Origin of the sequence: Actinomyces sp. Marseille-P3109 (assembly GCF_900323545.1) — a bacterium.
Taxonomy (GTDB): domain Bacteria; phylum Actinomycetota; class Actinomycetes; order Actinomycetales; family Actinomycetaceae; genus Actinomyces.
The window spans coordinates 2,979,429-2,992,723 of sequence record NZ_OOHN01000008.1 but is presented as its reverse complement, the minus strand read 5'-3'; the positions used below and the strand labels follow the sequence as shown (position 1 = coordinate 2,992,723).

General features: G+C 70.3%; 11 protein-coding genes. 3 read left to right on the top strand and 8 right to left on the bottom strand.

Annotated elements, in window-relative coordinates:
- Positions 1-56 precede the first annotated feature (56 nt).
- The 4 genes from BQ8008_RS12870 to metG all read right to left on the bottom strand — a co-directional run bounded on the left by BQ8008_RS12870 (position 57) and on the right by metG (position 5,266).
- Positions 57-971 carry a resuscitation-promoting factor gene (locus BQ8008_RS12870; RefSeq protein WP_108834389.1) on the bottom strand — a complete coding sequence of 305 codons (915 nt, stop codon included), beginning with the start codon at positions 969-971 and terminating at the stop codon, positions 57-59.
- Between the two features lie 195 nt (positions 972-1,166).
- On the bottom strand, positions 1,167-2,156 hold the full coding sequence (locus tag BQ8008_RS12865) for a G5 domain-containing protein (RefSeq protein WP_108834387.1): 990 nt from the start codon (positions 2,154-2,156) through the stop codon (positions 1,167-1,169).
- 329 nt (positions 2,157-2,485) lie between these two features.
- Positions 2,486-3,412, bottom strand: coding sequence for a TatD family hydrolase (locus BQ8008_RS12860; RefSeq protein ID WP_108834385.1), 927 nt, complete (start codon positions 3,410-3,412; stop codon positions 2,486-2,488).
- A gap of 6 nt (positions 3,413-3,418) precedes the next feature.
- On the bottom strand, positions 3,419-5,266 hold the full coding sequence (metG, locus tag BQ8008_RS12855; RefSeq protein WP_108834383.1) for a methionine--tRNA ligase: 1,848 nt from the start codon (positions 5,264-5,266) through the stop codon (positions 3,419-3,421).
- 326 nt (positions 5,267-5,592) lie between these two features.
- Between metG and BQ8008_RS12850 the strand changes: the two genes are divergently transcribed.
- On the top strand, positions 5,593-6,681 hold the full coding sequence (locus BQ8008_RS12850; RefSeq protein ID WP_108834381.1) for a hypothetical protein: 1,089 nt from the start codon (positions 5,593-5,595) through the stop codon (positions 6,679-6,681).
- Between the two features lie 83 nt (positions 6,682-6,764).
- Here the strand turns inward: BQ8008_RS12850 and BQ8008_RS12845 are convergent, their stop codons facing one another.
- A complete protein-coding gene (locus BQ8008_RS12845; protein ID WP_108834379.1) occupies positions 6,765-7,367 on the bottom strand; it encodes an isochorismatase family protein in 603 nt (200 codons plus the stop codon).
- A 90-nt stretch (positions 7,368-7,457) separates the two neighbouring features.
- Positions 7,458-8,450 (bottom strand): 16S rRNA (cytidine(1402)-2'-O)-methyltransferase, encoded by a 993-nt coding sequence (gene rsmI / locus BQ8008_RS12840; RefSeq protein WP_108834377.1) that lies wholly within the window; start codon positions 8,448-8,450, stop codon positions 7,458-7,460.
- Between the two features lie 53 nt (positions 8,451-8,503).
- On the opposite strand from rsmI, the gene BQ8008_RS12835 reads away from it, so the two are divergent.
- Positions 8,504-10,693 carry a dolichyl-phosphate-mannose--protein mannosyltransferase gene (locus tag BQ8008_RS12835; RefSeq protein ID WP_108834375.1) on the top strand — a complete coding sequence of 730 codons (2,190 nt, stop codon included), beginning with the start codon at positions 8,504-8,506 and terminating at the stop codon, positions 10,691-10,693.
- Between the two features lie 8 nt (positions 10,694-10,701).
- Here the strand turns inward: BQ8008_RS12835 and BQ8008_RS12830 are convergent, their stop codons facing one another.
- Together BQ8008_RS12830 and BQ8008_RS12825 are read right to left on the bottom strand one after the other, a co-directional pair.
- Positions 10,702-11,340: an NAD(P)-dependent oxidoreductase gene (locus BQ8008_RS12830; RefSeq protein WP_108834373.1), complete on the bottom strand. Its 639-nt coding sequence runs from the start codon at positions 11,338-11,340 to the stop codon at positions 10,702-10,704.
- Positions 11,337-12,278 carry an EamA family transporter gene (locus BQ8008_RS12825; RefSeq protein WP_234415419.1) on the bottom strand — a complete coding sequence of 314 codons (942 nt, stop codon included), beginning with the start codon at positions 12,276-12,278 and terminating at the stop codon, positions 11,337-11,339. Before BQ8008_RS12825 ends, BQ8008_RS12830 begins: the two co-directional genes overlap by 4 nt.
- A 79-nt stretch (positions 12,279-12,357) precedes the next feature.
- On the opposite strand from BQ8008_RS12825, the gene BQ8008_RS12820 reads away from it, so the two are divergent.
- The gene (locus BQ8008_RS12820) at positions 12,358-13,227 is read left to right on the top strand and encodes a LysR family transcriptional regulator (protein ID WP_108834369.1); all 870 of its coding nucleotides are present in this window, start codon (positions 12,358-12,360) and stop codon (positions 13,225-13,227) included.
- Positions 13,228-13,295 lie beyond the last annotated feature (68 nt).

Sequence of the window (13,295 nt, the reverse complement as noted above, 5' to 3'; positions counted from 1 at the left end):
TGTCAGCGCGGCACTACCGGATCTCTCGCGGCTGCCGCCTCAGTCGCTCCGGCTGCTCAGCGCAGGCCGAGCTTGTCGGCGCAGGCGGGCCACTGTCCCCAGCCGGCTTGCGCCTGGAGCTTCTTGGCCATGGCGGTCTGGGTGGCGGCGTCGGCCTCGTGGGGGTAGCCGGTTCCGCCCAGGGACTGCCAGGTCGACAGGGTGAACTGGTACATGCCGTAGAAGCCGTTGCCGGTGTTGGTCTTCGGGTTGCCACCGGACTCGCACTGAGCGAGCCTGTCCCAGACGTCGTCGCCAACCTCGCTGGTACCGCCGCCGCTGTCACCGGAACCACCTGCGGATGCTGAGCCACCAGAGCCACCAGAGCCACCAGAGCCACCAGAGCCGCTGGAGGAGTCCGGTGACGCCGAGGGCGCGGGGGCCTGCGCCTGAGGCTGGCTCTGCTCCTGCTTCTTGGCGGCGCCGGTGCCCACGAGGACGACCTCGTCCACCTTCTGGGTGACGACCACCTGGGCGATCGGCCTGCGGGAGACCTCCTTGCCGTCGACGGTGGTGACCTCGTAGGTGGTGCGCACGACGCCGTCGACGCCGGGGGTGGCTACCTTGCTCTCGCCCTGGGGCAGGTCGCTGCTCTCCTGCTGGAGGGAGCCGTGGGGGTCGGTGGTGTCGACGGTCTCGGTGGTCAGGGTGGACGTGCTCGACGAGACCGAAACCCTGCCGTGGGCACCCTCGGCGTCGAGGGCGTCGATGCGCTGGTCCGCCGCGTCGGCGCCGGAGGCCCGGCCGCGCTCACCCACCTGCACAGCGGCATAGGCGCCGCCGGAGACCGCCACCGACAGGGCCAGCGCCGCCAGACCGGCGCGCAGCGCCATGGCGCGCACGCCTCGGCGAGCCTGGGTGGCGTCAGGCGCAGCCGGTGCGTCCAGCTCCTGGGGCAGGGCATGGGTGTGGCGCTGGGTGGTGGGAGTCACGGGGAGACGTCCTTCCAATCGACGGCGGGTGCCACGGTAGTGGAACGAGGAAGGTCCTGACAATAAACCATCTCACGCCTATGTGAGAAGCGTCTCCCAGGAACATCGATGGCGTCCGCCCTACGAGGGGACGGACGCCATCGAGTACGTGTCAGACAGCGGCAGGCGCGAGGCAGTGCCCCACCGCTGCTCGGCTCAGTACCAGCCGACGGACTCGGAGTGAGCCCAGGCGGAGCAGGGGCTGCCGTAGCGGCCGGAGATGTAGCCCAGGCCCCAGGTGATCTGGGTGGTGGGGTTGGTGGTCCAGTCGTCGGCAACCTCGCTCATCTTGGAGCCGGGCAGCGCCTGGGGGATGCCGTAGGCGCCCGAGGAGGCGTTCTCGGCCTGGTAGTTCCAGCTGGACTCACGGGTCCACAGGCTCTCCAGGCAGGAGAACTGGGAGTCGTCCCAGCCGTAGCCGGCCATCATGGACCGGGCGATGGCCTTGGCACTGTCCGGGTCGGTTCCCGCACCGGTGCTGGGGGCGGCGGAGCCCTCGCTGGCCTGCTGCTGGGCAGCCTGCTGCTGGGCGGCAGCGGCTTCGGCGGCCTGCTGCTGGGCGGCTGCATCCTGCTGGGCCTGCTGCGCGCCGGTACCGACAAGGACGACCTCGTCGACCTTCTGGGTGACGACGACCTGCGCGACCGGGGTGCGGGAGACCTCCTTGCCATCAGCGGTGGTGACCTCATAGGTGGTACGAACCAACCCGTCGACACCGGGGGTCTCGACCTGGGTCTGCCCGGCGGGCAGGGCGTCGCTCTCCTTCTGCACCGTGCCGTGAACCTGCGGCTCGTCGACGGTGGTGGTGGAGACCTGGGCGCTGGCGATCTTGCCGGGGCCCTGCGCCTCAGTGGCCTGGGGCTTCGCCTCGGACTCGCCGCCGATGAGCCCGAAGGAGCCGCCCGAGGAGGAACGACCCTCGTCATCGCCCGCGGAGATGGCCGCGTAGGCGGCACCGGAGACGGCCAGCGAGAAGGCTGCCGCGGCACCGCCCGCCTTGAAGAGCATGGGGGCCAGGGCGGTCTTGGCGGGCCCCTCGGCGCGCCGACGGCCGTGGACGCCGGTGGCTGTCCGCTTCTTGGTGGCTAAGGAGCCAAGGCCGGAGAGTGTAGTACTCAGGGAGCTGGTCTGGGAGTGACGGCCCACGATAGAACTTCCTTCGTTTGACGACTGCATGTCACCGTAACCGATGACCCAGGGGCGTGCCAATGCACCTGCTCACACCCCGGTGGCTTGTGACCGAACCGTGCGAAGACGCTCTGATTCCCGACTGTTTCCCACCTGGGACGAACCTGGAAGAATGATGGCAACCCAGGAGTTGCTGGTCCGGACAAATCCCGTCCCACAGGCCCCGCCGCCACCTCTTTCCCAGGCTCCTGAGCACGCAGCCCGCGCCCCGCAGGATGTCAGGGACAGGTTCCGGCGGCCGGACTCGCACCGCGCCCGCTCCCCCTGCCCGGCGTGGCCGACGGCGATCACCACGTCCCGTAGACCGCCGCGGTAGTGGCCTGCAGACGGCGACATAGCTGCTCCTCTCCTATCCCCCGCTGCTCGGCCAGGAAGCGGACCGTGTCACACATGAGGTAGGAGGCGTTGGGCCGACCGCGCCAGCGCTTGGGGGAAAGGTAGGGCGCGTCGGTTTCCACCAGGAGGAGCTCGTCGGGCAGGGAGGCGACCGCCTCACGCAGGGCCCCGTTGGCCGGGTAGGTGATCGGACCGGCGATCGAGGCGTACCAACCGCGTTCGGCGCAGGCGGCGGCCAGCTCCGCCCCGCCGGAGAAGCAGTGGAAGACGGTGCGCTCGGGGGCGCCGTCGGCCTCCAGCACCTCCACGCAGGCGGCGTGTGCGTCGCGGTCATGGATCTGCAGGGGCAGGTCGAGGTCCTTGGCCAGGGCGATGTGCGCCCGGAAGGCCTCGCGCTGGGCGGCGGCTCCCTTTTCGCCGGTGCGGAAGAAATCCAGGCCGCTCTCTCCGACGGCGACAACGACGTCGGCGTTCGCCCTGAGCGTCTCCTCCAGTCGGACCATGACTGACTCGAGCGGCTCGGCATGGTGCTCCTGCGCCCGGGGCTCGAGCCCGTCGGGCCCGGTCTCGCGCACCCCGGCGTGGAGGACGGCCTCGTTGGGGTGCACGGCCAGGGCCACGCGCACGCCGGGCAGCTCGCGGGCGAGGGCCAGGCTGTCATCCCAGGTGGTGACCTCGCAGGCGGAGGTCACCACGCGGGTGACGCCGACGGCGGCGGCGCGCTCGACCAGCTCGGCCGCGGTCAGCGGCGCCTCGGATCCGGGACCGCCGGTGTCCGCGGCCACCGGCAGGTGCGTGTGGTTGTCGGTGACCGGGGCCGCCAGTGGTGCGACGGCGTCGGCCGGCGGCCAGGATCGGTCGCGCTTCCTGGGGCTCATGCGCGCTCAGGCGCCGGTGACGTCGTCGGGCACGGAACCGGTGTAACGGGCCAGCTCTGCCTCGACGATCGACTCGTCCAGCTTGGTGAACACCGGGGTCGGCTTGGCCACGGGCGTGCCGACCCCGATCGGATGGCGCTCCCAGGTGGGGGCGTCCTCGTAGTCGCCGGTGATGATCGGGTAGCCGGTGCGGCCGTCGAAGGCCTCGGGCAGGCGCTCGGGATCGAGCTCGTCGACCTCCTCGATGCGGGGCATCGGGGCGATGTGGCCGCTTCCGCCCATGACCCGGTCGACGTCGTTGGCGGCGTGCGGCAGGAAGGGCGAGAGCATGAGGTTGAGGTCGGTGACCACCTGGGCCAGCGTGTGCAGGACCGTGGCCAGGCGGGCCTGGGTGGCGGGGTCCTCGCCCTTGAGCTTGAAGGGCTGGGTGTCGGCCACGTACTTGTTGGCCTCGCCGACCAGTCGCATGGCCTCGCCCAGGGCCGCCTTCTGCCGGTGCTGGGCGATGAGGCCGCCCACGGAGGCGAAGCCGGCCTCGACGGCGTCGAGCAGGGCCCGGTCGATGTCCTGGAGCTCGCCGAGCTCGGGGATCTGTCCGAAGCGCTTGTGGATCATGGAGGCGGTGCGGTTGACGAGGTTGCCCCAGCCGGCCACGAGCTCGCCGTTGGTGCGCCGCACGAACTCCGCCCAGGTGAAGTCGGCGTCCGCGGTCTCCGGGCCGGCCGCGCAGATGAAGTAGCGCAGGGCATCGGCCTGGTAGCGCTGGAGGAAGTCGCGCACGTAGATGACGATGCCGTGGGAGGAGGAGAACTTCTTGCCCTCCATGGTGAGGAACTCGCTGGAGACGACCTCGGTGGGCAGGTTGAGCACGCCCAGGCGGCCGGGCTCGCCGCCGCGATTGCCCTGGCCGTTGTAGCCCAGGAGCTCGGCGGGCCAGATCTGGGAGTGGAAGACGATGTTGTCCTTGCCCATGAAGTAGTAGGACAGGGCCTGCGGGTCGTTCCACCAGGCGCGCCACGCCTCGGGGTCGCCGCTGCGGCGCGCCCACTCCACGGAGGCGGACAGGTAGCCGATGACGGCGTCGAACCAGACGTAGAGGCGCTTGGTGGGCTGGTCCTCCCAGCCGGGCACCGGGATGCCCCAGTCGATGTCACGGGTCATGGCGCGCGGGCGGATGTCGCCCAGGAGGTTCTGGGAGAACTTGATGACGTTGGGCCGCCAGGTCCCGGAGGCCTCGCGCTCGTCGAGCCAGACGCCCAGGGCCTCGGCCAGGGCGGGCAGGTCCAGGAACCAGTGGGTGGTCTCCACGAACTCGGGGGTCTCGCCGTTGATCCGCGAGCGCGGGCTGATGAGGTCGGTGGGGTCGAGCTGGTTGCCGCAGGTGTCGCACTGGTCCCCGCGGGCGCCCTCGGCGCCGCAGATCGGGCAGGTGCCCTCGATGTAGCGGTCGGGCAGGGTGCGCCCGGTGGAGGGGGAGATCGCCGAGCGGGTCACCTGCTGGACCATGTAGCCGTTGTCCCGCACGGTGGTGAACATGTCCTGGACCACGTGGTAGTGGTTGCCGGCGGTGGTGCGGGTGAACAGGTCGTAGGACAGGCCCAGGGCCACGAGGTCCTCGACGATGAGCCGGTTGTTGCGGTCGGCGAGCTCGCGGGCGCTGAGGCCCTCCTCGTCGGCGGCGACGAGGATCGGGGTGCCGTGCTCATCGGTGCCCGAGACCATGAGGACGTCATGACCGGCCATGCGCATGTAGCGCGAGAAGACGTCAGAGGGAACACCGAAGCCGGCGACGTGGCCGATGTGACGCGGGCCGTTGGCGTACGGCCAGGCGACTGCGGACAGGATGTGGGTCATGGGGCCAGCCTATCCGGTTCCCGGCCGCTTCAGCCCCACCGGTCGGTGCTCACCGGTGCGCCCACCGGCTCACTCGCCCTGTCGCCCGCTCTGTCACTCGCCTCGTACTCGAGGGGCTCGGGCTCGCCCCTCGACCGCAGTCTCGAATACGGCCTGCGCCGCCTCGCCGGCACCCGGTAGTCTGTCCCGAGTCATGCAGCACACCTCGGTGCTCATTGTCTTGCTGCGTCTCATTTCTGTGACCGGTTGCCGTGACCGCGGCGAAGGTGCTCATGACATGTTCCCGCCCGCCTCCGCATGGGCACGATGGACCAGGAAGGCCAGTTATGTCCCAGTACCCCGGTTCCGCACCCGGGTCCCCGTACTCCGCGAGCTCAGCAGGCTGGTCTGCGAACGGCTACGACCCGGCCATGGCCGGCGGCCAGCCCCCGCAGTACCCGTCGGCGGCACCGTTCCAGGCACCCCAGGCCGGCTACCCGGGAGCCGCGGGCCGGCCGACGACGTCGAGGAGCCTGGCCGCCCCGACAGCACTTGCGGTGGCCGGAGTGGTTGTATTCCTCATCGCCATCATCGGCGGGATCGGGAGTGCAGTCACACGCAGCCAGTTCAACGCCACCGTCGCCAGCCTTCCGGACGACGAGGTCGCCACGGTCGAGCTGGACAAGGGCAGCACCTACGGGCTGTTCTACAGCGACAGCGGCGACGCGCCGGTGTGCTCGGTCACCTCTCCCGGCGGCGGCGACGTCGACACCAAGTCCAGCTCATCGTCCACGAAGGTCAAGGGCGGCAAGCTCTTCACGACCTTCTCCTCCAGCGAGTCGGGCTCCTACACCGTTGACTGCCACAACAGCTCGGGGGTCTCCGTGGGCGAGATCATCGCCCCCTCGTCGGCGAAGGCCACCCTGCTGTCGCTGTTCGGGGTCGTCGGCGCGATCGTCATCGCCGTCCTGGGGATCGGGATGGGCGCCGGCGGCATGGCCTGGCGCTCCAGGCTGGCCGCCGCCGCGGCGCCCGCTCCCGCCGCATCGACCGCGATGACCGGGGCCGCAACCGACGCCATGGGCGGGGCCCCGGGCATCTACACCCAGGGAGCCTGGCAATCCGGCCAGCCGGCGCAGGGCGGGCAGTACGCGCAGCAGCCCCAGTACCAGCAGCCTGATCCGGTCGGCCAGCAGTCCCCTTACGCTCCTTCGGCGGCCGGGGCGGGAGCACCCCCGTACTCGCCGCCGACGGCTCCGACCGCCCAGTTCGGGTGGGCGGGCCAGCAGCCTCAGCCCGGGCAGCCGACTCAGCAGCAGGCTCAGCCGGAGCAGCCATCAGTGTTCACCCAGCCCGTGCAGCCGGGCCAGTACCAACCGGGCCAGCAGGGTCAGCCCGGCCAGTACAACCAGCCCGGCGGTTGGCCGGCGCAGTAGCGCCCCTGACGCCGAACGGGTGTCCTTGCCGGCTCCTGGCCGGCAAGGACACCCGTTCGTTCTGACTCGGCGCCTCGGCGACCTCAGCGCGAGGACGCCAGCTCGACGCCGGCGGCCCTCATCTCAGCCCGGGCGGCTCGTCCCAGCTCGGGGCTGACCGGCTCGGTCAGGTCGGTCAGGACCCGCACGCGGTAGCCCAGCCGGGCCGCGTCCAGGGCGGTGTCCTTGACGCAGTGGGACTCGGCCAGGCCGACGACGTCGACGGCCTCGATGCCGGCGCCGCTGAGAATGTCTGCCAGGGCGCGGCCCTCGTCGTCGACGCCCTCGAACCCGGAGTAGGCGGCGGTGTACTGCCCCTTCTTGACGGCGGCGTCGGCGACCAGGGCATCCAGCGCCGGGTGCAGCCGGGCCTCAGCGGTGCCGGCCACGCCGTGGACGGGCCAGGTGTCGATGAAGTCGGGGGCCTCGGAGAAGTGCCCACCGGGGTCGATGTGCCAGTCCTGGGTGGTGACCACCAGGTCGTACTCCTCCCGGTGGGCGGGCAGGTAGGCGGCGATGCGCTCGGCGACGGCGTTGCCGCCGGCCACTGCCAGGGCGCCGCCCTCGCAGAAGGTGGGTTGGACGTCGACGATGATGAGGGCCCGGTGAGTGTGGACACGCGGGCCGGTGTGCAACTCGTTGCTCATGAGCCGACCATAGCGGAAGGGGCTTGCCCTGGGGCCGTCGTGGCCGAGGAACGGGGATGAACGGAGACCGGGGCAGGCCGGGAGCCGCGTTCAGGCAGTGGTGTCTCGCAGCTCGAGGGCGGCGCGGTAGACCTCGTTGGGGCGCAGGCCCGCCTCGCCGGCCGCCTGAGCGGCGGCGGCCTTGAGTCGCATGCCGGTCTCGGCCAGGGCCAGGGCCCGGCGTGCGGCGTCCTCGGGGCTGGCGGGGGCGGGCTCGGCGCCGGCGACGACGAGGACCACCTCCCCCAGAACGCCGTCGGCCGTGGCCTGAGCGAGCTCGGCCAGCGGAGCCCGCAGCACCTGCTCGTGGGTCTTGGTCAGCTCCCGGCACAGTGCCGCCGGACGCCGACCGCCCAGAACCTCGGCCATGGCGGTCAGGGAGTCGTGGACGCGGCGGGGTGACTCCAGGAGGATCATGGTGCGCTCCTGAGTGGCCAAGAGCTCCAGGGCCCGACGCCGCTCCCCCGGCCTGCGGGGCAGGAAGCCCTCGAAGCAGAACCGGTCGGAGGCCAGCCCGGACAGGGCCAGAGCGGCCAGGACCGCGGAAGGGCCCGGTGCGATGGTGACAGGCACCTCGGCCTGGACGGCGGCCTGGACGAGTCGGTATCCGGGGTCGGAGACCGACGGCATACCGGCGTCGGAGACGACCAGGACACGGCGGCCGGCGCGGGCGGCCTCCAGCAGCTCGGGGGCGCGGTCGCGCTCGTTGTGCTCGTGGAAGGCGATGATGCGCCCGCGGGTCTCGACGCCCAGCCGCTGCGCCAGTGCCCGCAGCCGGCGCGTGTCCTCGGCGGCGATGAGATCGGCCTGCTCCAGGCCGCACCGCAGGCGCTGGGAGGCGTCGGAGGCGTTGCCGATCGGGGTGGCGGCCAGGGTGATGGTCCCGCCGCGCAGGTCGGCGCTGTGTGGGCCAAGCGCAGCATCGGCGGCATCCGCGGCGACGTCGGCCCTGCCGTCCCGGTCGGCTCGGTTGGCCCGGCCGTCCGGGTCGTCCCTGACGTCGCCGGCGGCGAGGTCTCCTGTGGGCGGGATGCTCTCAGTCATAGGACACAGTATGTCGTCGACGCCTCGATGACGCCGCCGCCTAGACTCGGGGTGTGACGACTCCGAGCGCGCTGTCTCCCGCACAGTACCCAGAGCAGTCCCGCGACGGCTCCACCGGCCCGGACGCGGAGCAGGAACCCGCACAGGAACCAGCACCGACGGAGGCTGAGGCAGCAGGCACCAAGCCCGCCGAGGCCGCCGCCGGCACCAGGGGTTCCGAGCAGACCGACCGCTCCGGCGGTGGGGAGCGCACCGAGAATGAGCTGCGCACCCTGCTCGGGCTGGGACCGGTGTACTGGGGGATGCCCCGCGCCATGAGGATCCGCGGCTGGCTGGTGACCGGCGTGGTCGGCGTCATCGCTGCGCTGCTTCGCCTCATCGGGCTGGGTCACCCCAAGACGCTCATGTTCGATGAGATCTACTACGTCAAGGACGCCTACGCCCTGTGGCACCTGGGCTACGAGGCGAACTGGGCGAAGGACTCCGATTCGGCCTTCTCCTCCGGGGTCTTCTCCGGGATGTCCACGCAGGCCGCCTACGTCGTCCACCCCCAGCTGGGCAAGTGGCTCATCGGCGCCGGGATGGAGCTCTTCGGGCCGTCGTCCTCCTTCGGCTGGCGCGTGATGCCCGCTATCGCCGGGATCGCGACGGTCCTGCTGCTGACGCGTCTGACGATGCGTCTGACCCGCTCCCCGCTGCTGGCGGGCCTGGCCGGGCTGCTCCTGGCGGTCGACGGCGTGGCCCTGACCGAGTCCCGTATCGGGCTGCTGGACGTGTTCATCGGGTTCTTCGCCACCTTGTCCCTGTACTTCCTGGTGCGCGACCGCGAGTGGTCGCGGGCGAGACTGGCCCGCAAGCTGGCCGGGACGAGGCCCGGGGCGCGGGCGCCGCACGCCGCGATCCGCCCGTGGCTGCTGGCCACCGGCGTTGCTCTGGGCCTGACCTGCTCCATCAAGTGGTCGGGGATCTACCTGCTGGCGGTCGTCGGCGTCGCCGTCGTCGTGTGGGACACGCTGGCGCTGCGGCGGGTGGGAGCGAGGTCCTGGTTCCTGGAGGGGACGGTCGCCCAGGGCGTGAGCGACTTCCTGCAGACGGTGCCGGTGGCCGTGGCCGTCTACATCGGGTGCTGGTGGTCCTGGTTCACCCACCCCGGCGCCTACAAGCGCGGGTGGGCGCTGGAGCAGATCGCGATGGGCCAGCCGGTGCCCTTCCCCTCGCTGCCCAACATCGTCAACGACTTCATCGCCTACCACCAGCAGATGTACGAGTTCCACGTCGGTCTGGCCTCACCGCACACCTACCAGTCGAAGCCCTACGGCTGGCTGCTGCAGACGCGGCCTACCTCCTTCTTCTGGGAGGACAAGGCCCAGGTGCCGCAGACCTGCTGGGGCGGGGACTGCATCCAGGCGATCACCTCGATCGGGAACATCGTCATCTGGTGGTCCGCCGCGGTGGCGCTGGTGGTGATCGTCATCGTCGGGGTGAAGAACCGTGACTGGCGGGCCTGGGTACCGCTCATCGGTTACCTGGGCCTGTACGTGCCGTGGTTCCAGTACCGGGACCGCACGATCTTCACCTTCTACACGGTGGCCTTCGTGCCCTGCGTCGTGCTCGTGCTCGTGCTGGCGCTGGGGATGGGAGCCGGTCTGCTGCCGCCGCTGCCAGGGTCCCGGGAGGCCGGGGAACAGGCGACGGCTCTGAGGAGAGGGCAGATCGGCGCGGGTATCCGGCCCTGGCGCGGTGTGGGTGCGCGGTTCCTGGGCTTCGGTCCGCAGTTCGGGCGCACACCGGTGTGGACGCCGCCGGTGGTGGAGACCGACCCGGGCATGTACCGCATCAGCACGGCCGCAGGCGATACAGACGACACAGACGATGACGACCTTGCGGCAGGGACCGTCACGTCCACCGCCGTCGCCGATGACGCACTCCAGACCGACGCGGCGGGGATGCGGACCATGGCTGAGCTGACCGGCTACCCCGCGCCGACGATGTCCGCGGCGCATACCGCATCGGACTCCTCCGACGACGAGCTGGAGGAGACCGGTCACCGTGGCCCGTGGAGGGTCCTGGCGGGCTGGACGTCGGTGCCCACGTGGCAGATCCGCAGCGAGGGCATCTCCCTCATCATCCTGGTCACGGCCCTGGCCTGCGCCGCCGCTGCCTTCTGGTGGCCGATCTGGACCGGGCAGACCGTCTCACGCGCCTTCTGGCTCTACCACATGCTCCTGTCGTCCTGGATCTGAGGGCGGCATCAGACCGAGGCGATGACGGTGACGTGCTGCTGGCCCCCGGGATGCTCCAGCTCATCGACGACGGCGCAGGCCAGGTCCTCCGGGCTGATTCGTGACTGGCCCTGGTCGTCCACGAGAAGCGTTGTCGTTCCACGGCGGTAGGAGCCGGTGACGTCTCCCGGCCCGAAGAGCGCCGGAGGACTGAGATAGACCCATCCCTGGTAGTTGTGCGCCTGGCAGGAGCGGAACTGCTCGAGGCTCGCCCGGGCCACCTTCCTCCATGCAGGCGGGACCACGGCCGGGTCATCGATGGCAAGAACACCGGGATGGTTGGGCGATTGCAGTGGGGCGGCGCCCCCGATGATGAGGAGGGGCGTTCGACTCCTGGAGGCGGCGTCCAGGACACCCGTGGTCAGCCCGGCCAGATCACCCTCTTGTCCGGAGGGCGCACGGAGTGCGACGACGGCGGCATCACAGTCTTCCAGGACGTCCGCGACGCCGTCGACGTCGGTGACGTCCAGCACGCGGGAGGTGAGATGGTCATCGGCCCTGGGACGACGTTGACGAGACACAGCAGTCACCTCGTGACCGCGGCGCAGCGCCTCGGCGACGACGGCTGTCCCGGCCATGCCGGTGGCACCGAGAACGACGATTCTCATGAGAATTCCTTTCGAGAGGAGGATCGGGAAGAGGGCGGAGCGAGCTGGCCCGCGGTCATCGCGGTCAGAGCGAGCGCGAACCCCAGGAGCTGGATGGGGTTGAGCACCTCACCGGCAATGACGTGCCCGAGGAGTGCTGCGGTCAGCGGCGAGAGCAGGCCGAGCAGCGCCGTCGGCGTGACCGGTAGCCGACGGATGCCCTCGAACCAGAGGACGTAGGCGGCGAGCCCTCCCACGAGCCCGAGCCAGCTGTAGCCCAACACGGCCGTGGCATCGATACCGGTCGGGACGCCGTCGATGAGAAGCGCGGGCACGATGAGCAGCAGCCCGGCACCGGTGAGCTGCCAGCCGGCCAGGCTCAAGGCGCTGACGCGGTCGGGTTTGCCCCACCGCTTGGTGAGCACGACTCCCAGCCCCATCGAGACGGCTCCGCCCAGACCGGCCGTCACCCCGAGAACGTCGAGTCCCGCCTGCGGTCCCAGGACGACGAGCGCAACACCAACGACGCCGATCCCGCCCCACATCAGCCTCCACGCTGACGGGCGCTCACTGAGTACGACGACGGCGAGACCGGCGACGATGATCGGCTGGGCGGCCCCGAGCGTCGCGGCCACACCTCCGGGCAGGCGCTGCGCGGCGACGAAGAGCAGCGGGAAGAAGCAGGCCATGTTAAGAGCGCCGAGAACGAGGCTCTTCCACCACCATTGTCCGCTGGGGAGCCGTCGCGTGAGAGCGAGTGCAAGAGTTCCTGCAGGAAGCGTTCGCATGAGCGCGGCGAAGACCGGGTGCCCCGTAGGCAGGGCGTGGGTGGTGACGATGTAGGTCGTCCCCCAGACGGCCGGCGCCAGGGCCGTCAGGGCGATCCAGCCGGCGCTCCGGCGAGCCTCGGACGAGGCTTTTCTGTGCCCGATCGGTTGAGCGCCCTGCATCGTCATCATGGCTTCAGCCTGCCCACCATGCATTGATCTGTCGATGACATAGATGTGATAGCAGCGATGCTCATATAGGATTGATGTCATGGAACTGCAGCAGATGCGTTACGCCCTTGCCATCGCCGAGGAGCAGGGCTTCACGCGTGCGGCGGAGCGATGCTTCGTGGCGCAGTCGGCGCTGAGTCGCCAGATCAAGTCGCTGGAGAGCGAGCTGGGGGTGACGCTCTTTGCGCGCACGAGCCGCAAGGTGGAGGTGACGCCCGCCGGAGAGGCCTTCCTGGAGCAGGCGCGGTTGTGCCTGCAGGCGGCCGAGCGCGCCAAGGTCGAGGCGGCGGCTGCGCGGGGCGAGGTGAGGGGGACTCTGACGATCGGGGTGATTCCAACGGTGACCGCAGTGGATGTTGCTGCTGTCCTGGGCCAGTTCCATCGCCGGCACCCCGATGTTCGGGTGCATGTGCGCAGCGGTGGAAGTGATGCGTTCCTGCACCGGATCGCAGATGGACGTCTCGATGCGGCCTTCCTCGGGTTGGCTGAGGCTGTCATACCTCAGGGCGTTCGCACGCGGGAGCTCACCAGGGAACGACTGGTGGCGGTACTGCCGTCCGGGCATCAACTGGCGAAGCGACGTCGACTCCACCTTGAGGATCTTGCCGACGAGCCCTTCGTGGACTTTCCAGCAGGATCATCAGGACGCGAGCAGTCGGACCTGGCCTTTCAGGAGGCGGGACTCCGCCGCGAGGTGAGCTTCGAGGTGACCACTGCCGAGCTGTTGACGGACCTGGTGCGCCAGGGGCTGGGGGTGGCGCTGATCGCTCCCAGCGTGGCCCGTGAGGCGCACGGTTGCGCATGCGTCGCCATCAGTGATGGCCCCGTCCGGGTGGAGTACCTCGCCTGGGACTCGTTCAACCCCAGTCCGGCGGCTCAGGCCTTCATCAACTCAGTCCCAGTGCCTTGAGGCAGTCTCCCTACTCACCGACGTCTTCTTCACAGACAGCACGTATCCGCGTCGCCTACGAAGAAGAT

Bases quoted from the DNA above. Each gene is read 5' to 3' on its own strand.
- BQ8008_RS12860 (WP_108834385.1), bottom strand. From the start codon at position 3,412: ATGAGCCCCAGGAAGCGCGACCGATCCTGGCCGCCGGCCGACGCCGTC.
- BQ8008_RS12850 (WP_108834381.1), top strand. From the start codon at position 5,593: ATGTCCCAGTACCCCGGTTCCGCACCCGGGTCCCCGTACTCCGCGAGC.
- BQ8008_RS12820 (WP_108834369.1), top strand. From the start codon at position 12,358: ATGGAACTGCAGCAGATGCGTTACGCCCTTGCCATCGCCGAGGAGCAG.
- BQ8008_RS12830 (WP_108834373.1), bottom strand. From the start codon at position 11,340: ATGAGAATCGTCGTTCTCGGTGCCACCGGCATGGCCGGGACAGCCGTC.
- metG (WP_108834383.1), bottom strand. From the start codon at position 5,266: ATGACCCACATCCTGTCCGCAGTCGCCTGGCCGTACGCCAACGGCCCG.
- BQ8008_RS12825 (WP_234415419.1), bottom strand. From the start codon at position 12,278: ATGATGACGATGCAGGGCGCTCAACCGATCGGGCACAGAAAAGCCTCG.
- BQ8008_RS12845 (WP_108834379.1), bottom strand. From the start codon at position 7,367: ATGAGCAACGAGTTGCACACCGGCCCGCGTGTCCACACTCACCGGGCC.
- rsmI (WP_108834377.1), bottom strand. From the start codon at position 8,450: ATGACTGAGAGCATCCCGCCCACAGGAGACCTCGCCGCCGGCGACGTC.